This is a genomic window from Streptomyces sp. NPDC014727 (assembly GCF_043083485.1).
GTDB lineage: Bacteria > Actinomycetota > Actinomycetes > Streptomycetales > Streptomycetaceae > Streptomyces.
On record NZ_JBIBYR010000040.1, the window covers coordinates 32696 to 50728 of the forward strand.

Below are 18033 nucleotides of genomic sequence, written 5' to 3' on the forward strand. Positions count from 1 at the left end.
CGTGCGGCGAAGAGGTCAGCCGCGCTCGTACGCGGCGACCAGTTCGCTGCACCGCTTCACATCGGCGGCCATCGCCACGAGCAGCTCGTCGATCGAGTCGAACTTCAGCATCCCGCGCACGTACGCGAGGAAGTCCACCGAGACGTGAAGGCCGTACAGGTCGAGGCCGACGCGGTCGATCGCGTACGCCTCCACCGTCCGCTCGGTGCCGTCGAACTGCGGGTTCGTGCCGACCGAGATCGCGGCGGGCATCGCCTCGCCGTCCACATTGAGCCAGCCCGCGTAGACGCCGTCGGCGGGGATGGCGGTATGCGGCAGGGTCTCCACGTTGGCCGTGGGGAAGCCCATGTCGCGGCCGCGCTGCGCGCCGCGGACCACGATGCCCTCGACCCGGTGCGGCCGGCCCAGGATCTCGGCGGCGCCCGCGACATCGCCCTCGGCGACCAGTCGCCGGGTGAGTGTGGAGGAGAACGGCTCGCCGCCGCCCGCCTCACCGCTCACATACAGGTCTATGACCTCGACGCGGTAGTCGTAGGTCTCGCCGAATTCTGTGAGCAGCCGCACGTTCCCGGCGGCCTTGTGGCCGAAGCGGAAGTTGGGACCCTCGATGACCAGCTGCGCGTGCAGCTTGTCGACGAGCACCTTCACGATGAAGTCGGCCGGTGCCAGCTTCGAGAACTCCGTGGTGAACGGCAGGATCAGCACCGCGTCCACCCCCAGCTCCGCCATCAGCTCGGCGCGCCGGTGGTGCGGGGCGAGCAGCGGCGGGTGGCTGCCGGGCCGCACGACCTCGCTGGGATGCGGGTCGAAGGTCACCACGACCGACGGCACGCCCAGCTCGCGGGCGCGCTCCACGGCCCGCCCGATGATCAGCTGGTGCCCGCGGTGCACCCCGTCATAGGAGCCGATGGTGACGACGCTGCGTCCCCAGTCCTGGGGGATGTCCTCCAAGCCACGCCAGCGCTGCACTGTGACCGCTCCTCGCCCGAACCTGTGTACGTGAGATTGCCTGTTACGCAGGTCTAAGACTGCCATGCTCACGCCCCACGGCCCGCATCGGCATCGTCTTCGGGCTCGCCAGGGCCTCCATCGTCCGCCGTGCGCTGGGGCCGACGAGCGCCGCCCACTCCTGCGGGGCGTCGGCCAGCCACCCGGTCACCAGGGCGGCGAATCCGGGCTCCTCACGAGCCAGTTCGACCAGTCGGCCGTCGAAGCGGACCGCGCCCTCGGGCGTGCGGACCAGGAGCATCCCGGTGCGGTGGACCAGCGCACGGGTACGCGCCGGTGCGCGGGCGCCGGAGCCGGTCGCGGCGGCCCGCAGCAGCGCGTCGAGCACGGCCGGCTCGCGGTGGGCCTCCTGCTCGAAGTCCAGCAGGACCTCCAGCAGCTCGCCCCTGAGCTGTCCGGAGGCGGGGCTGCCCGGCGCGGCGAGCACCCCGGCGAGCGCACCGCGCACGGGCGGCGGCACCGGCCGGTCCCGCAGCAGTCCGGTCACCAGGGGCAGCAGCAGGGCGCGGGCGGCGGGTCCGTGCTCCAGCCGCCGGTCGATGTACGAGGCGGCGTGCACGGCGTCGTCCGGGTGGCTGTCGATGTACGCCCGCACGAGCCCGGCGGCGTGCAGCGCCAGCTCGGGCGCGTCGACCCCGGCGAGCGCGCACAGCGCCTCGCCCGCCCCGTCGCCGGGCCGGGTCAGCCGCTCCCGGAACGCGGCGAGAACCGGCTTCGGATGGGAGGACAGCGCGACGGCCAGCGCCTCGGCGGACAGCTGCGGCTCACCCGCGACAAAGGCCCGCAGCGCCTGCGGGAGGTGGCGGTCCCGGCTCCGTGGATCCTGTACGAGGAGGGTGAGCGCGGCCCCGTGCAAGGGGGCGTCGGCCGGGCGGGCCAGCAGGGCGAGGGCGGCCCCGCACAGCAGCTCGCGGTCGGCGTCACGCGTCGCATGCACGGCGGCGAGCAGGGCGTACGAGGCGGCGGCGGCCCGGCGGCCGGGCCTGCCCTCGTCGCGCGCCCAGCGGGCGACGGCGCGGCACAGCGCGGCGGGCTCGTCCTCGGCCAGCGCGGCGAGCAGCTCCTCTGCGCGGGGGTGGGCGGTCGAGACGAGCGCCTCGGTCAGGTCGTCGACGGCCAGGTCCCGACAGGCGTGGAGCAGCGCCTGAGCGGCCGCGGCCACGGTCGGGCGCATCGCACCCCCCTCCTCGGCGGGCAGCGGGCGCTCGTCGGTGAACCAGTCGCAGAGCAGCGGCTGCACGGCCCGGGGCCGGGCGGCGAGCCGCCGCGCGACGGCGTCCAGGAAGCGTTCGCCGCCGTCGCCGTCGGGATGCGGGTCACAGCCGTGGTCCCCGTCACCGCGGGAGGCTCCCCGGTGCGGGCCGTCGGCGGGGAGGAGACGCCGGAACAGATCGATCCGGTCCGCCTCCGGAAGTCTCAGGCGCCGCCAGAACCAGGGACCGAACTCCGCGTAGGTCCCCGTGCCCGTCGGCCCTCCTGCGGCGGCGCATCCGACGACGCGGTCGGCCAGCAGCCGCAGCACCCCGAGCTGGGTCCGGGCGTCGGGCACCCGCAGCAGGGTCTCCAAGAGCAGGTGGACCGCCCACCAGCGGGCGTCGTTGCGGGCCTCGGCGGGTGATCCCGGCTCCGGTGCCGACCGGTCGAGGGCCTCGATGAGGCCGGTCAGTCGGTGTGCCAGCGCTGCGGGCCCCTGCCTGCGGCCCAGGAGCAGCAGGGCCTGGATGACCGGGCCGGTGCGATGGCGCGGTACGGGCAGGGTGCGCGGTACGGTCGCCGGTGCGGCTTCCCCGGCGGCTCCCGGCGCGGGGACGCGGCTGAGCTCCGCTCGCGGCCCGTTCGGCCCCCGAAGCACCGCCACGACGTCCTGCACGGGCCCCGGGCCGCGCCCGGTACGCGGGCTCCGCGGCTGCGGAACACGGGCCTCCACCGCCCGTGCCGCGTCCTCTTTCGCCCGCCACCGGTGGACCAGCGCGTACAGCGCCGCGTCCAGGTCCAGGTGGGCGCCCTGCACCCAGTCCCCCAGCTCCTCGTGCGCGAAGCGGTAGCCCGCTCCCGCCGGCACGAGCAGGCCCTCGGCGAGGACCGCCGACGCCCAGCCGGTGCGCCAGGGGAACACCTCCTCGAACGCCACCCGGTCCAGCTCCCCCTGTCCCGGGCCCAGACAGCGCCGCGCCGCCTCGTGGACCTGCCCGGCCACCCGCGCGGCGAGCCGCCGGACCGCGCGGGCCCCGGGCGCCGGGCCCGACAGCGCCGCGACGCGGACCGCGATCCGCAGGCACATCAGATCCAGGTGGGCACCGAAGACGTCCTCCGCGTCGGGCCGCCCGGGGACGTCCCCGGGCAGCGCCTCGCGGACCTCCGCGAGCAGGCGCAGGGTGAGCGGGTGCCGGTCGTGGCCGGGGGCGAGCGCACCGGACGGAATGGCGTACCGCTCCCGGGCCTGTTCGGCCTGGCCCGCGGTGAGCTCGCCGATCCGGACCGCGGGCGGCAGCCGTCCGGCCGGCCTGGCGGGACGGTGCAGCGCACCGGCCGGGCAGAGCGCACCGGCGGTCTCCCAGTGCCCGGGCGCGCAGGCCATCACGAGCCGCGCCCCGTTCGCCCGCAGCCAGTCGACGGTGCCCGCGGTCCACCGGGCCGCCCCCTGGGCCAGTACGGGCGGCATCTCCTCGGGGCCGTCCAGCAGGACGAGCAGCGGGCTCCCGGACTCCGCGGCCAGCCGGGCCACCCCCTCGGCGGTGACGGTCGTCATGTCCCCCCTCGCCCCGGCTGCGGTGACGATCCGGCAGGACCGCCGGAGCGCTCGGGCGATCGCGTCGGCGACCGAGGAGTCGTCGGCCAGCAGATCGGCACCGCGGAGCCAGAGCGTGGGCGCCGGCACGGAGCCGCGGGCACGGCGGGCGGCGAACGCGGCCAGTTCGGTGGTACGGCCGGTGCCCGGCGCTCCGACGAGGCCGAAAACCACGGCGGGACCGGGCAGCGCGGACGAGGGACTGCCGGGCATCGAGAAGGCCGTCAACTCCGCGATCACATCCGGGCGTTCGACCGGGTCGGGGCAGGCGGCCGGACCACCCGCCGAGCCGAGCGAGGTCGCGGTGAGGTGCAGGGCGCCCGCGAGATTCAGGTCGCGTCCGTATCCGGGAACGCTCCTTGCGTTGCGCCACAGCAACGCGCCCAGCGGACCGTCGGCGTCCGCGCTCCCGAGCGGCACGGCGAAACCGGCGGCGGGATGTCCGGCACGCAGCGCGGTGCCCAGCACGGCGAGGACCGCGCCGCTGTCCGGGTCGAGGACGGGCCCGCCCACGGCGGCGCCGCCGAGCCGCAGCGCGTCCGAACCGTCCGTGCCCAGCGCCAGTTCCAGCGCGGCACCGATCCGATGGGCGCGCCCGTTCGCGGTGTACGTCACCGGGGCGGTGCCGAGCACTCGCGCCTCGCGCCAGCCGTGGGCGGCGATCGTCACGTACGTACCGGCGTCGATACGGTCCCGTGACGCGATCGGTGTCGGCTCCACGCCGAGCGCGAAGGGCCCCCCGGTACGCAGCAGGGCCAGGCCCTGTTCGGGCAGCGCGGTGACATCGGCGGCCCCGACGGGGCAGCTGCGGCCGTCCGTCCCGTACAGGACGAGCCGCGTGAGCCCCTCGGCCGCTTCATGACTGGTCACCACCGTGCCCCGGTCGTCCGCGACGAACCCGGTCCCCCGCGGCCGGCCGGTCTGATCGCAGATACGTACCAGCGCTGTCCGGTCCCCGCTTCCCATGGTCCGACGTTAGGTCGGCGATCACCGGCACGTGTACCACTCGGAGTAAATGCGCCCCTGAATGCACCCCCGATTCACTCCGAGCGCCTGCTCATCGGGGTGAATTCATGGCGCCCGGTGGACAGGAACCGTTGGGGGGATCGTGGAGCGGGCGAGGGGGCTCCGCCCGCTCCACGATGAGGCTCTCCGGCCCCGGGCCGCCCGTCAGGCGAAGACGGCGAGGCTCTTGGCCTTGCCCTTCTGCTCCTCGACGAGAACCAGGAAGCGCCCGTCGGGCCCGAAGACCCCGACCGGTCCCGGCGGGAAGGCGGGCATGTCCAGCCGCACCCCGTTCAGCAGCAGCTTGGCGCGCTTCTCGTCCACGTCCCAGCGGGGGAACGCCGAGGCGGCGGCCTCGGCCACCGGCATCACGGTCAGCTCCTGCTGATGCTGGTCGAGCGTCCGCGCCACGTCGAGACCGTACGGCCCGACGCGGGTGCGCCGCAGCGCCGTCAGATGCCCGCCGACGCCGAGCCCGGCGCCGAGGTCGCGGGCGATCGCGCGGATGTACGTGCCGGAGGAGCAGACGACGGAGACGACCAGGTCGACGACCGGCGTGCCGTCCTCGGCGACCTCCTGGCGGACGTCGTAGACGTTGAAGGACGAGATCGTCACCGGCCTGGCCGGGATCTCGAACTCCTCGCCGCCGCGCACCCTGGCGTAGGACCGCTTGCCGTCGATCTTGATGGCACTGACCTTGGACGGCACCTGCATGATCGGTCCGGTCAGGGCCGCGACCCCGGCGTCGATGCCGTCACGGGTCACACCGGAGGCGTCGGTGGACGAGGTGATCTCGCCCTCCGCGTCGTCGGTGACGGTGTCCTGGCCGAGCCGGATCGTACCCAGGTACTCCTTCTCGGTCAGTGCGAGATGGCCCAGCAGCTTGGTGGCCTTCTCGACACCGAGCACCAGAACGCCCGTCGCCATCGGGTCCAGCGTGCCGGCGTGGCCGACACGGCGGGTCCTGGCGATGCCGCGCATCTTGGCGACGACGTCGTGCGAGGTGAAGCCGGACGGCTTGTCGACGATGACGAGGCCGTCCTCCCGGGGCCCACCACCACCCTTGTCCGAGGTCGCAGTGCTCCCCCTCCCCTGATCCCGGGGCCCACCACCACCCTTGTCAGAGGCCGCCGCGCTCGCGCGCCCCTGACCGGGTGTCCTGTTCTGCGATGTCATTCGGAGGCGGTGTCCTCGTCGTTCTCGTCATCCGCCTTGCGATACGGGTCCGCGCCACCGGCGTACGTGGCGCCCGAGGACGCCTCACGCACCCGCGCGTCCGAGGCCCGTGCCCGGTCGAGGAGGTCCTCGATCGCCTTGGCATTCTCCGGGAGAGCGTCGGCCACGAAGGCCAGCGTGGGGGTGAACTTCGTCCCCGCCGCTGCACCGACCGCCGAACGCAGGATGCCCTTGGCGCTCTCCAGGCCGGCCGCCGCGCTCGCCCGCTCCTCGTCGTCGCCGTAGACCGTGTAGAAGACCGTGGCCTCCCGCAGGTCACCGGTGACCCGGGTGTCCGTGATCGTCACGTGCGTACCCAGACGGGGGTCCTTGATACCGCGCTGCAGTTTCTCGGCGACCACCTCCTGGATGAGGTCCGCCAGCTTTTTCGCCCGCGCGTTGTCGGCCACTGGTCCGTCTCCTTCTCAGCCTTGCTCAATCGTCTTCGTCGCTGTGCAGCCGCCGTCGTACGGAAAGCAGCTCCACTTCCGGCCGGGCGGCCACCAGCCGCTCGCACCGGTCCAGAACGTCTGTGAGGTGTCCGGTGTCCCCGGAGACCACGGCAAGGCCGATCTCGGCCCTGCGATGGAGATCCTGACTGCCCACCTCCGCCGCGCTCACCGCGAATTTGCGCTGGAGCTCGGCGACGATCGGGCGGACGACGGAGCGCTTCTCCTTCAACGACCGTACGTCGCCGAGAAGCAGATCGAAGGACAGTGTCCCCACATACATGTATGTCCGGATGTCCCGCCGGTTCGGGTTCGTGCCCTGCCATCGCTTGGCAGGAACACAAGAACCGTACACGGAACGGCCGGGGCCGATCGACGGAAATATGACCCGCCGACCGGCCCCGACTCTTGAAGAGAGGTCCGGGGTCTCCCCCCGGAAATCCCCGCGGATCAGCCTCGCGGCTTCTCGCGCATCTCGTACGTCGCGATGACGTCGTCGATCTTGATGTCGTTGAAGTTTCCGAGGTTGATACCGCCCTCGAAGCCTTCGCGGATCTCGGTGACGTCGTCCTTGAAGCGGCGCAGACCGGAGATGTTGAGGTTCTCCGCGATGACCTTGCCATCGCGCAGCAGGCGCGCCTTGGTGTTGCGCTTGACCTCGCCGGACCGGACCAGCACACCGGCGATGTTGCCCAGCTTGGACGAGCGGAAGATCTCGCGGATCTCCGCCGTGCCGAGCTCGACCTCTTCGTACTCCGGCTTGAGCATGCCCTTGAGGGCCGCCTCGATCTCCTCGATGGCCTGGTAGATCACCGAGTAGTAGCGGACGTCGACACCCTCGCGCTCCGCCATCTGCTGGGCACGCCCGGCAGCCCGGACGTTGAAGCCGATGACGATGGCGTCGGAGCCGGTCGCCAGGTCGATGTCCGACTCGGTGACCGCACCCACACCGCGGTGCAGGACCCGGATGTCGACCTCGTCGCCGACGTCGAGCTGGAGCAGCGAGGACTCGAGAGCCTCCACCGAACCGGACGCGTCGCCCTTGATGATGAGGTTGAGCTCCTGGACCAGACCGGCCTTGAGCGCCTCGTCCAGGTTCTCCAGGGAGAACCGGACACCCTTGCGGGCGAAGTTGGCGTTGCGCTCACGGGCGGCACGCTTCTCGGCGATCTGACGGGCCGTACGGTCCTCGTCGACCACCAGGAAGTTGTCGCCGGCACCCGGGACGTTGGTGAGACCGAGCACGAGGACGGGGGTCGACGGACCCGCTTCCTCGACGTTGTTGCCGTTGTCGTCGAGCATCGCCCGGACACGGCCGTACGCGTCGCCGACCACCATCGTGTCGCCGATGCGCAGCGTGCCGCGCTGGACCAGGACGGTCGAAACGGCACCGCGGCCGCGGTCGAGGTGGGACTCGATCGCAATACCCTGCGCGTCCTGCTCCGGGTTGGCCCGCAGGTCGAGCGAGGCGTCGGCGGTGAGGACGACGGCCTCCAGCAGTGCCTCGATGTTGAGGCCCTGCTTGGCGGAGATGTCGACGAACATCGTGTCGCCGCCGTACTCCTCGGCCACCAGACCGAACTCGGTGAGCTGACCGCGCACCTTGGTCGGGTCCGCGCCCTCGACGTCGATCTTGTTGACCGCGACCACGATCGGCACCTCGGCCGCCTTGGCGTGGTTCAGCGCCTCGATCGTCTGGGGCATCACACCGTCGTTCGCCGCCACCACGAGGATCGCGATGTCGGTGGACTTCGCACCACGGGCACGCATGGCGGTGAACGCCTCGTGACCCGGGGTGTCGATGAAGGTGATCCGGCGGTCCTCGCCGTTGACCTCGGAGGAGACCTGGTAGGCACCGATGTGCTGCGTGATGCCGCCGGCCTCGCCCGCGACGACGTTCGTCTTGCGGATCGCGTCCAGCAGTCGGGTCTTACCGTGGTCGACGTGACCCATGACGGTCACGACCGGCGGACGGGAGACCAGGGCCTCTTCGCCGCCCTCGTCCTCACCGAACTCGATGTCGAAGGACTCGAGCAGCTCGCGGTCCTCCTCCTCCGGGCTGACGATCTCAAGGACGTAGTTCATCTCGTCCGCGAGCAGCCTGAGGGTGTCGTCGGAGACGGACTGCGTCGCCGTGACCATCTCGCCGAGGTTCATCATCACGGCGACGAGCGACGCCGGGTTGGCGTTGATCTTCTCCGCGAAGTCGGTGAGGGAGGCACCGCGCGACAGACGGACGGACTGTCCGTTGCCGCGAGGCAGCATGACGCCGCCCACCGACGGGGCCTGCATGGCCTCGTACTCCTGGCGCCTCTGCCGCTTCGACTTGCGACCGCGACGCGCGGGACCGCCGGGACGGCCGAACGCACCCTGTGTGCCACCGCGGCCACCGGGGCCGCCGGGACGTCCACCGAAGCCGGGACGACCGCCGAAGCCGCCGCCACCACCGGGACGACCGGCACCGCCACCGCCACCGCCGCCACCGGGACGACCGGCGAAACCGCCGCCACCGCCACCGGGACCGGCCGGACGGCCTGCGAAGCCGCCGCCACCGGGACGACCGGCGCCACCGGGACGACCGCCGCCACCGGGACCACGGCCGCCGCCGGGGCCACCACCGGGGCGCGGGCCGGCAGCGGGACGCTGCGGCATCATGCCCGGGTTCGGACGGTTACCACCGGGGGCACCGCCCGGACGGGGAGCCTGCGGACGGGGCATGCCGCCCGGAGTGGGACGGGCGCCGCCCTGACCCTGGGGACGCGGGGCGCCACCGGGGCCGCCCTGCGGACGCGGGGCGCCCGGACGGTCCTGACCGCCACCGGGACGCGGGGCGCCACCGGGACGGGGCGCCTGCGGACGGGCCATGCCCGTCGAGCCACCGGAGGTGAAGGGGTTGTTGCCCGGACGGGGACCGGCCGGACGGGCGCCGGGGCGCGGGGCGCCCTGACCCGCGGGACGCGCGGGACGGTCGCCACGCTCGCCACCGCGACCGCCGTCACGCTGACCGCCGGACGGAGCCGGACGGGCGTGGCCGCCGGCAGGACGGGGCCCGGGGGTGGCGCCGGTGGGACGCGGGCCCTGCTGCTGCGGGGCAGCGGGCTGGGCCGGAGCCGGAGCCGAGAACTCGGCAGCGGGGACCGGAGTCACCGGGGCGGGCTTGGGCGCGGGCTTCGGGCCCGGCCGCGGTCCGGCGGACGGCGCGGAAGGCGCCGCGGGGGTGCTGCTCACCGGTGCGGCGGGGGCCGGCTTGGGGGCCGGGGCGCCGGGCTTCGGGGCAGCGGGACGTGCCGCAGCGGCCGGGGAGGGCGCTGCGGGCTTCGCGGGCGTCGCCTTGCGGGGCGCCCCAGGCTTGGCAGCGGACTTGCCGGCGTTGCCGCCGGGCCCCTGCAGTGCGTCAGTCAACTTGCGTACAACCGGCGCCTCGATCGTCGAGGACGCCGAACGGACGAATTCACCGAGCTCTTGGAGCTTGGCCATGACGACCTTGCTCTCGACGCCGAACTCCTTGGCGAGTTCGTATACCCGGACCTTAGCCACTTCGCTCCTTTTAGGTCCGGGTTACCGCCGGACCGTCGCTACTTCATGGGCGTACTCATCGCGTACTCATCGAGTGCTCATCGCAATCTCGACCTACTTCCAACTCGCGAGGTACCTGACCGCACGGGGTCCCGTGCCGTTCACTTCTTACGGTGTCGCCCGCTCGACGAACCGCTGCACTGCGGCGGGGTCGAACGGCCCCTTGGCCTTGAAGGCCCGGGGGAATGCCCGGCGGCGAACCGCCAGGTCCAGACAGACGGGGACGGGGTGTACATAGGCACCCCGGCCGGGCAGCGTACCGCGAGGATCGGGGACGCAGGCGTCCTCGTCCGCGACGATGCGCAGCAGCTCGCTCTTGGCCGCCCGCTCCCGGCATCCCACACAGGTTCGCTCAGGGCAAGCGCGGTCGTGCGTCCGGCCAGACACGGCTAAGTCTACCTCCCCGCACCGACCTCACCCCTTTGGGGCAAAAATCGAACGGATGTTGTCGTGTTCTCAGCGGCGTGCCGCTCAGATGTATTCCCCGGGGCCCGCACCCTCGCCCCCGGACGCCCGTTCCCGACGGTGTCCGGTGGTCCGGTGCGGGCCGGCTGTCCGCGTCGCCGGGTCAGCCGCGCTCGGAACGCTCACGGGCCCGCTCGGCCCGCTCACGGTCGGCGACATCGCGCTCGGCGTCGGTCTCGGTGTCCGGACGGATGTCGATGCGCCAGCCGGTGAGGCGGGCGGCGAGGCGGGCGTTCTGCCCCTCCTTGCCGATCGCCAGCGACAGCTGGTAGTCCGGAACGGTGACCCGGGCGGACCGTGCACCGAGGTCCACGACCTCGACCTGGCTCACCCGCGCGGGCGACAGGGCGTTGGCGACCATCTCGGCCGGGTCGTCCGACCAGTCCACGATGTCGATCTTCTCGCCGTGCAGCTCCGCCATGACGTTGCGCACCCGGCCGCCCATCGGGCCGATGCAGGCGCCCTTGGCGTTCAGCCCGGAGCGGGTCGAACGGACCGCGATCTTGGTGCGGTGACCCGCCTCGCGGGCGATCGCGCAGATCTCGACGGAACCGTCCGCGATCTCCGGGACCTCCAGCGCGAAGAGCTTCTTGACCAGGTTGGGGTGGGTCCGCGACAGCGTCACGGACGGACCGCGCACCCCCTTGGCCACGCGTACGACATAGGTGCGCAGGCGCAGACCGTGGGTGTACTCCTCGCCCGGCACCTGCTCCTGCACCGGCAGGATGGCTTCCAGCTTGCCGATGTCGACCAGGACGTTCTTCGGGTCCTTGCCCTGCTGGACGACACCGGTGACGACATCGCCCTCGTGGCCCGCGTACTCCCCGAACGTCCGGTCGTCCTCGGCGTCGCGCAGCCGCTGCAGGATGACCTGCTTGGCGGTGGTCGCGGCGATCCGGCCGAAGCCGGACGGGGTGTCGTCGAACTCCTTGGGCTCCTGGCCGGGTTCGAGGTCGGCCGGGTCCTCCTTCGCCCACACCGTCACATGGCCGCGCTCGTCGAGCTTCACGCGCGCGCGGCGGTGGCTTCCGTCCGTACGGTGGTAGGCGATGAGGAGGGCCGACTCGATCGCCTCGACGAGCACGTCGAAGGGGATCTCCTTGTCCTGTGCCAAGCCCTTCAAGAGCTTCACATCGATGTCCACGGCTACGCCTCCTCTTCCTTCTTGTCCTTGCGGCTGAATTCGATCTCCACGCGCGCCTTGGCGATCTCGTCGAAGGCGACCCGGCGGGACGTGGGCTTGCGGCCCTTGACGCCTGGGACTTCGAGGTCGAGCCCCTCCTCGTCCACGGCGAGGATGCGGGCCACCAGCTCACCGCCCTCGCGCAGCTGCAGCTTGGCCAGGCGGCCCGTGGCACGTACGTAGTGGCGGCGCTCCGTCAGCGGACGGTCGGCACCGGGCGAGCTGACTTCGAGGACGTACTCGTCGTCGCCCATCGCGTCGGTCTCGTCGAGCTTCTCGGAGATCGCGCGGCTCAGCTGGGCACAGGCGTCCAGCTCCACGCCCTCATCGGAGTCCACGACGATCCGCAGCACCCGGCGGCGGCCGGCCCGGGACACCTCGATCTCTTCGAGATCCAGCTGCTCGGCGCTGACGAGCGGTTCGAGCAGTCCGCGCAGCCTCTCGCTCTGGGTGGTGCTCATCCGGGTGACTCCTCGGCCGCGTGTGCTGTTGTGGGGATCTCGCGTGTCAGGTCAAAGGGTATCCGGTCCCGAGGGGTGTTGCCGTCCGCATGCTCCGCGACCGCGGGTACGCTCGCCTGCGGTGATCACTTCAGGACAGATCCAGTCAAGACAGGTGCAAGCCCGAAGGAGAACAAGTGCGGCGCACGGGGACGACGCGCAGAGGCGCGTTCACCGCGACGGGAGCGATCGCCTTGGGGGCGGTGCTGGCCGGCTGCGATGACGGGTCCGGGCAGCGGGAGGGCTCGGCCCGGCCCGACGGGGCGACCCCGGCCGAGCAGGCCTCGGCCGCGCGGGCGGAGCGGACGCTCCGGGCGGCTGCCGCCCGTACCAGCAGGGATCTGCTCGCCCGGTACGAACTGGTGGTCAAGGCCCACCCGGCGACCGCCGCCGGGCTCTCGCCGCTGCGAAACGCCGTGCGGGCCCACGTCAAGGCGCTGGCGCCCGATGGCGGCGGGACGCCGGCGTTCGCGCCGACCCGCGCGACCGGCGCCAGGGCCGCCGTCAAGGAACTGGCCGAGGCGGAGCGCCGCGCCTCGGACGCCCACACGGCGACGCTCCTGAAGGCCCCGCCGGAGCTGGCCCGGCTGCTGGCGTCGATCGCGGCGGCGAGCGCGGCGCACGCCTATCTGCTGACCGAACTGGCCAAGGAGACCTCGTCATGACCGCCGGGACACAGAAGGCGGCGCAGGCCGCCCTGGCCGCCGAACACGCGGCGGTGTACGGGTACGGAGTCGTCGGCGGCCGGATCGCCGACGGCCGCCAGGCCGAGGCCGCGGCGGGCTACCACGCGCACCGCGCCCGGCGCGACGCGCTGCAGCGGACCGTGGGTGACCTGGGCGGTGAACCGGTGGCCGCGCAGGCCGCGTACGCTCTGCCGTTCGCGGTGCCGGACCCGGCCGCGGCGGTGCGGCTGGCCGCCCTGCTGGAGGACCGGGTGGCGGACGTCTACTCCGATCTCGTACGGGCCGCCGAAGGGCCGCTCCGGCGGGAGGCGGCGGACGCGCTGCGGGAGGCCGCGGTGCGCGCGGTCCGCTGGCGGGGCAGCGGCGTACCCTTTCCCGGGCTCGCCGAGCGGACCGCCGACGGGTCCGGCACGACGGCGGGGTCCGACGCGAAGGCCGGGGCCGGCACGAAGGACGGGGCCGGTGTGAGGAACGGGACCGGCGCGACGCACTGAAGAAGCTCTGAAAGGGAACAAAGCACGTATGGGTTTCGAACCGCCGCAGCGTCTGGTGCGAGCGCTCGGCGAGTCGTACGGGGATTCCGCCGCCGACTGGCTCGCGCGCCTTCCCGCACTGACCGAACAAGCGCTGGCGTCGACCGGGCAGGAGTTGACCGTGGACCGGGTGGCCGCCCCCGGCGGCCGCAGCAGTCTGGTCCTGTTGGTGACATGCTCCGACGGCACCCCGGCAGCGCTGAAGATCGCCCCGTCCACGGCCGCGCCCGAGCTGGAGCAGGCGGCGCTCGCGCACTGGAACGGCTGGGGCGCGGTGCGGCTCGTCGCCACCGGCCCCGGCGCGCTGCTGCTCGAACGGCTGCACCCCGAGGTGTCACTGCGTTCACTGCCGGAGGCGAAGGCGCTGCTGGAGGCGGCGGGGACGGTGCGCCGGCTGTGGGTCGAGCCCCCGGCCGGCCATGGGTTCGAGACGGTCACCGAGCGGACCGCGCGCCGTACGGAGCCGATGCGGGCCTTCGCCGCGGCGGACCCGGCTCTGGAGCCACTGGTCTCCGCGGCGCTCGCGGCGCGTGCGGAGCTGGTCGCCGACTCCCCCGAACTCCTGCTGCTGCACGGCAACTTCCGCCAGAGCAAGGTGCTCGCGGGCGAGCGGGCGCCCTGGCTGACGGTCGGGCCTGAGCCGCTGGTCGGTGAGCGCGCCTACGATCTGGCGCGCCTGGTGCGCGACCGTGTCGAGGACCTGATCGCTTCCCCCGGCGGCGCGGTGACGGCCCGGCGCCGGATCAAGAAGCTCGCCGACTCGCTGGACGTGGACCGGGAACGGCTGCACGGCTGGACGCTGTTCCGTGCGGTGGAGTCGGGAACCCGGGCGCTGGCGGTCGGCCGTCGCCAGGAGGGCGAGCTGACGCTGGAGTTCGCGAGCTGGCTGTAGCGGGCACGGCAAGCCGCAGGCCCCCGCGCGCTGCGCGGGGGCCTGCGGCTTCGTCCGGTGTCAGCCCTGGACGGTGAGACGGGCGATCGCCTCGTCGACCGTGAGCTCCTCGCGCTCGCCCGTACGGCGGTCCTTGAGCTCCAGGACGCCTTCGGCCGAGCGGCGGCCCGCGACCAGGATCTTCGGGATGCCGATCAGCTCGGCGTCGGTGAACTTCACACCGGGCGAGACACCCGCGCGGTCGTCGACCATGACCCGCGCACCGGCGGCGGCGAGCTTGTCGGCGACATCGAGGGCCAGCTCCGTCTGGAGGGCCTTGCCCGCCGCGACGACATGGACATCGGCCGGGGCGATCTCACGGGGCCAGCACAGCCCCTGCTCGTCGGCGGTCTGCTCGGCGAGCGCGGCGACGGCGCGGGAGACGCCGATGCCGTACGAGCCCATGGTGACCCGGACCGGCTTGCCGTTCTGACCCAGCACATCGAGCTGGAAGGCGTCCGCGAACTTGCGGCCCAGCTGGAAGATGTGGCCGATCTCGATGGCGCGGTCCAGCTTGAGGCCGGTGCCGCACTTGGGGCACGGGTCGCCCTCCTGGACGACGACGACGTCGAGGTACTCGTCGACCTCGAAGTCACGCCCGGCGACGACGTTCTTCGCGTGGGTACCGGGCTTGTTCGCACCGGTGATCCAGGCGGTACCCGCGGCGATGCGGGGGTCGGCGATGTAGCGGACCTTCTCCAGGCCCTGCGGGCCGACGTAACCGCGGACCAGGTCGGGGCGGCCCTCGAAGTCCTCCGCGGTGACCAGCTCGACGACGGCGGGCGCGAGGTGCTCGCCCAGCTTGCCGAGGTCGACCTCGCGGTCGCCGGGCACGCCCACGGCGACGATCTCGCCGTCCACCTTGACCAGCAGGTTCTTCAGGGTCGCGGAGGCCGGGACACCCAGGTGCGCGGCGAGCGTCTCGATGGTCGGAGTGTCGGGGGTGTCCAGCTCCTCGACGGAGCCGTGCGCCGAGCCGTCCACGGCAGTGGCCTTGAAGGTGACTGCCTCGGTGTTGGCCGCGTAGTCGCAGGCGGGACAGTCGACGAAGGTGTCCTCACCGGCCGGGGCGGGGGCCAGGAACTCCTCGGAGGCCGAGCCGCCCATCGCGCCGGAGACGGCGGAGACGATGCGGTGGTCGAGGCCGAGCCGCTCGAAGATCCGGATGTAGGCGGCGCGGTGCAGCTGGTACGCCTCGACGAGCCCCTCGTCCGTGGTGTCGAAGGAGTACGAGTCCTTCATCTGGAACTCGCGGCCGCGCAGCACACCGGCGCGCGGGCGGGCCTCGTCCCGGTACTTGGTCTGGATCTGGTACAGGATCACGGGCAGGTCCTTGTAGGACGTGATCTGGTCCTTGACGACCTGCGTGAAGATCTCTTCGTGGGTCGGGCCGAGGAGGTACTCCGCGCCCTTGCGGTCCTTGAGCTTGAAGAGCAGATCGCCGTACTCGACGTAGCGGCCGCTGGCGTCGTACGACTCCTTCGGGAGCAGCGCGGGCAGCAGTACTTCCTGGCCGCCGATGGCGTCCATCTCCTCGCGCACGACGCGGGTGATGTTCTCCAGGACCTTCTTGCCCAGCGGCAGCCAGGTCCAGATTCCGGCAGCCGTGCGACGTACGTATCCGGCCCGGACGAGCAGCTTGTGGTTGAGCGTCTCGGCGTCCGCCGGGTCGTCGCGCAGTGTCTTGATCATCAATCGGGACATGCGCTGGACCTGGGCCATGATGAACTCCTGCTCGGAAGGGTGATGAGCAGGAGGTTAGCCGGGCGGCCCCGGTGGGCGGAAATCGATTGGTGCCGGCCTCGGGTTCTTTCGCCGTACGAGAAGCGCTGGGGTCTTTCGTTCACCGGTCCCCGCGAACCCGGCCCCTGCGAAGCAGCGGAAGCGGAGCTCCCATCACCGCGTACGGCTTGGGAGCGCTGGGAAAGAGCACCTGCCGGGCCAGGTCCTGGTATCCGAGACTGCGATACAGACCACGTGCCGGGCTGTCCGTGTCGATCGCGGAGAGGATGGACCGCGGCTGGTCGGCGGCGTCCGTGAGGGTGGTGATCAGCGAGCGGCCGATGCCCCGGTTCTGGAATTCCGGGAGGACGTGCAGTTCGGTGATGACGAACGAGTCGTCGAGCCAGTGTGCGGAGCCGGTGGCGCGCAGGTAGGGCTCGACGACGGTGGACCACCACTGGTGGCGTTCGTTCGGCATGCCGTAGACGAAGCCGACGAGCCGGCCGCCGGGAGTGGCGGCGCCCAGCGCGCGGGCGTGGGGGTGTTCGAGGTGTCTGAGAACGATGTGGCGCCGTACCTCGATCTCCTCCGGGGCCAGGCCGAAGGCGACGGCCTGCACGGCGAGCGCCTCGTCCACGCGTGCGGCGAGATCGATCGGTCCGATCCGGACGCTGGGAGTGCGGGGACCGCCCCCGGGAAGTGCTGCCATGGGCCGACCCTACTGGCCCGGACGGGGCGGGCGGTACGGGGTGGTGGAGCCGGTCGTCGACCGGTCAGAACAGCACGCTCATGAACGCGCCGGTCTCACGGAAGCCGACCCTGGCGTACGCCTTGCGCGCGGGGGTGTTGTAGTCGTTCACGTAGAGGCTGACGACGGGTGCGACGTCGGCCAGTGCGTAGCGCAGGACGGCCGCCATGCCGGTTTCGGAGAGTCCCCGGCCGCGGTGTTCGGGGGCGACCCAGACGCCCTGGATCTGGCAGGCCTGGGGGGTGGCCGCGCCGATCTCCGCCTTGAAGACGACCCGGCCGTCCTCGATCCGGGCGAAGGAGCGGCCGGCGCCGATGAGTTCGGCGACGCGTGCCTGGTAGAGGAGTCCGCCGTCGCCCGCGAGCGGGGAGATGCCTACCTCCTCGGTGAACATCGCCACGCACGCAGGCATCAGGACGTCCATCTCGTCCTTGCGCATCCGGCGGACCAGAGGGTCGGGGGTGACGTCGGCGGACGGGCTCTCGGTGACCATGAGCGGCTGATGGGCCCGGACCTCGCGGGCGGGGCCCCAGCCGGGTTCGAGGAGCCGCCACAGCTGAGCGGTGGGCTCCGCGGGGCCGACGATCGAGGAGCAGCGGCGGCCGGCCCGGCGGGCACGGTCGGCGAAGGCCCTGACCGCCTCGGGGGTGGCACAGATCGGTACGAGGTTGGCGCCGGAGTAGCACAGTGAGCGCAGCCGGCCGCCGGCGTACCAGCCCCACATCTCGCCACCGAGGCGCCATGGATCGAGACCTGCGATCCGGACCCGGGACGTCACGAACGCGTTGGCGACCGGTTCGCTCTCCAGGACGGCGAGAGCGGCGCCGAGGTCGCTGGGTTCGAGGACCCGGGTGGTGGTCTGCGTCAACACGAGGGGGCCTCACCATGCGGTCTGCTGATTTCCGCACTGTACCCAAAGAGGCTGGGTGGCGCCGCCCGTGCCCGGGAAGAGCGTTTGCGGGGCACCGTGAGGTCGCTCACGACCGCGCCCCGCCGGGCGGTGTACGTCCGGCGGGGCGCGGTGGGGCACTTCGTGGTTCAGCTGATGGAGACCTCGGGCTCGCCCGAGGCGACGCCGTCCTTCTCCATCTGTTCGGCGATCTTCAGGGCTTCCTCGATCAGCGTCTCGACGATCTTCGACTCCGGCACGGTCTTGATGACCTCGCCCTTCACGAAGATCTGCCCCTTGCCATTGCCCGAAGCGACACCCAGATCCGCCTCGCG

General features: G+C 72.4%; 15 protein-coding genes and 1 pseudogene. 3 read left to right on the forward strand and 13 right to left on the reverse strand.

Features of this window, described 5'->3' with window-relative positions; genetic code table 11:
* Nucleotides 1-15 precede the first annotated feature (15 nt).
* From ACF1B9_RS35060 to rimP, 9 genes are all read right to left on the reverse strand, one after another.
* Nucleotides 16-969 carry a bifunctional riboflavin kinase/FAD synthetase gene (locus ACF1B9_RS35060; protein WP_351086220.1) on the reverse strand — a complete coding sequence of 318 codons (954 nt, stop codon included), beginning with the start codon at nucleotides 967-969 and terminating at the stop codon, nucleotides 16-18.
* Nucleotides 970-1012: 43 nt separating this feature from the next.
* Nucleotides 1013-4762: a serine protease gene (locus ACF1B9_RS35065; RefSeq protein WP_391746633.1), complete on the reverse strand. Its 3750-nt coding sequence runs from the start codon at nucleotides 4760-4762 to the stop codon at nucleotides 1013-1015.
* Between the two features lie 204 nt (nucleotides 4763-4966).
* Nucleotides 4967-5977 carry a tRNA pseudouridine(55) synthase TruB gene (truB, locus tag ACF1B9_RS35070; protein WP_391746634.1) on the reverse strand — a complete coding sequence of 337 codons (1011 nt, stop codon included), beginning with the start codon at nucleotides 5975-5977 and terminating at the stop codon, nucleotides 4967-4969.
* The gene (gene rbfA, locus ACF1B9_RS35075) at nucleotides 5974-6426 is read right to left on the reverse strand and encodes a 30S ribosome-binding factor RbfA (RefSeq protein WP_361456037.1); all 453 of its coding nucleotides are present in this window, start codon (nucleotides 6424-6426) and stop codon (nucleotides 5974-5976) included. The genes truB and rbfA overlap by 4 nt, the downstream gene beginning before the upstream one ends.
* 25 nt (nucleotides 6427-6451) lie before the next feature.
* Entirely contained in the window at nucleotides 6452-6748 is a 297-nt protein-coding gene (locus ACF1B9_RS35080; RefSeq protein WP_391746635.1) for a DUF503 domain-containing protein, read from the reverse strand.
* 167 nt (nucleotides 6749-6915) lie between these two features.
* Nucleotides 6916-10002, reverse strand: coding sequence for a translation initiation factor IF-2 (infB, locus tag ACF1B9_RS35085; RefSeq protein ID WP_391746636.1), 3087 nt, complete (start codon nucleotides 10000-10002; stop codon nucleotides 6916-6918).
* Nucleotides 10003-10149: 147 nt separating this feature from the next.
* Nucleotides 10150-10428: a YlxR family protein gene (locus tag ACF1B9_RS35090; RefSeq protein WP_391746637.1), complete on the reverse strand. Its 279-nt coding sequence runs from the start codon at nucleotides 10426-10428 to the stop codon at nucleotides 10150-10152.
* Between the two features lie 181 nt (nucleotides 10429-10609).
* Nucleotides 10610-11650 carry a transcription termination factor NusA gene (gene nusA, locus ACF1B9_RS35095; protein WP_351086206.1) on the reverse strand — a complete coding sequence of 347 codons (1041 nt, stop codon included), beginning with the start codon at nucleotides 11648-11650 and terminating at the stop codon, nucleotides 10610-10612.
* A 2-nt stretch (nucleotides 11651-11652) separates the two neighbouring features.
* Complete coding sequence (gene rimP, locus ACF1B9_RS35100; protein ID WP_391746638.1) at nucleotides 11653-12150, reverse strand: ribosome maturation factor RimP; 498 nt, start codon at nucleotides 12148-12150, stop codon at nucleotides 11653-11655.
* Between the two features lie 176 nt (nucleotides 12151-12326).
* Between rimP and ACF1B9_RS35105 the strand changes: the two genes are divergently transcribed.
* From ACF1B9_RS35105 to ACF1B9_RS35115, 3 genes are read left to right on the forward strand one after another with little or no spacing between them, the layout of a single operon-like run.
* The gene (locus ACF1B9_RS35105; RefSeq protein ID WP_391746639.1) at nucleotides 12327-12854 is read left to right on the forward strand and encodes a hypothetical protein; all 528 of its coding nucleotides are present in this window, start codon (nucleotides 12327-12329) and stop codon (nucleotides 12852-12854) included.
* Nucleotides 12851-13369 carry a ferritin-like domain-containing protein gene (locus ACF1B9_RS35110; RefSeq protein ID WP_391746640.1) on the forward strand — a complete coding sequence of 173 codons (519 nt, stop codon included), beginning with the start codon at nucleotides 12851-12853 and terminating at the stop codon, nucleotides 13367-13369. The genes ACF1B9_RS35105 and ACF1B9_RS35110 overlap by 4 nt, the downstream gene beginning before the upstream one ends.
* A 28-nt stretch (nucleotides 13370-13397) precedes the next feature.
* Nucleotides 13398-14300 carry an aminoglycoside phosphotransferase family protein gene (locus tag ACF1B9_RS35115; protein WP_391746641.1) on the forward strand — a complete coding sequence of 301 codons (903 nt, stop codon included), beginning with the start codon at nucleotides 13398-13400 and terminating at the stop codon, nucleotides 14298-14300.
* Nucleotides 14301-14360: 60 nt separating this feature from the next.
* Here the strand turns inward: ACF1B9_RS35115 and ACF1B9_RS35120 are convergent, their stop codons facing one another.
* The 4 genes and pseudogenes from ACF1B9_RS35120 to ACF1B9_RS35135 form a co-directional block, all read right to left on the reverse strand.
* A complete protein-coding gene (locus ACF1B9_RS35120; RefSeq protein ID WP_391746642.1) occupies nucleotides 14361-16061 on the reverse strand; it encodes a proline--tRNA ligase in 1701 nt (566 codons plus the stop codon).
* A 121-nt stretch (nucleotides 16062-16182) separates the two neighbouring features.
* Nucleotides 16183-16770 (reverse strand): GNAT family N-acetyltransferase, encoded by a 588-nt coding sequence (locus ACF1B9_RS35125; RefSeq protein WP_391746643.1) that lies wholly within the window; start codon nucleotides 16768-16770, stop codon nucleotides 16183-16185.
* 64 nt (nucleotides 16771-16834) lie between these two features.
* Complete coding sequence (locus ACF1B9_RS35130) at nucleotides 16835-17680, reverse strand: GNAT family N-acetyltransferase (protein ID WP_391746644.1); 846 nt, start codon at nucleotides 17678-17680, stop codon at nucleotides 16835-16837.
* Nucleotides 17681-17847: 167 nt separating this feature from the next.
* Nucleotides 17848-18033 (reverse strand): annotated as a pseudogene (locus ACF1B9_RS35135) (4-hydroxy-3-methylbut-2-en-1-yl diphosphate synthase); the annotation flags it as partial.

Excerpts from the sequence above, each read along its gene's own strand:
- ACF1B9_RS35065 (WP_391746633.1), bottom strand. The coding sequence starts at position 4,762 with ATGGGAAGCGGGGACCGGACAGCGCTGGTACGTATCTGCGATCAGACC.
- truB (WP_391746634.1), bottom strand. The coding sequence starts at position 5,977 with ATGACATCGCAGAACAGGACACCCGGTCAGGGGCGCGCGAGCGCGGCG.
- ACF1B9_RS35080 (WP_391746635.1), bottom strand. The coding sequence starts at position 6,748 with ATGTATGTGGGGACACTGTCCTTCGATCTGCTTCTCGGCGACGTACGG.
- rimP (WP_391746638.1), bottom strand. The coding sequence starts at position 12,150 with ATGAGCACCACCCAGAGCGAGAGGCTGCGCGGACTGCTCGAACCGCTC.
- ACF1B9_RS35110 (WP_391746640.1), top strand. The coding sequence starts at position 12,851 with ATGACCGCCGGGACACAGAAGGCGGCGCAGGCCGCCCTGGCCGCCGAA.
- ACF1B9_RS35115 (WP_391746641.1), top strand. The coding sequence starts at position 13,398 with ATGGGTTTCGAACCGCCGCAGCGTCTGGTGCGAGCGCTCGGCGAGTCG.
- ACF1B9_RS35120 (WP_391746642.1), bottom strand. The coding sequence starts at position 16,061 with ATGGCCCAGGTCCAGCGCATGTCCCGATTGATGATCAAGACACTGCGC.
- ACF1B9_RS35125 (WP_391746643.1), bottom strand. The coding sequence starts at position 16,770 with ATGGCAGCACTTCCCGGGGGCGGTCCCCGCACTCCCAGCGTCCGGATC.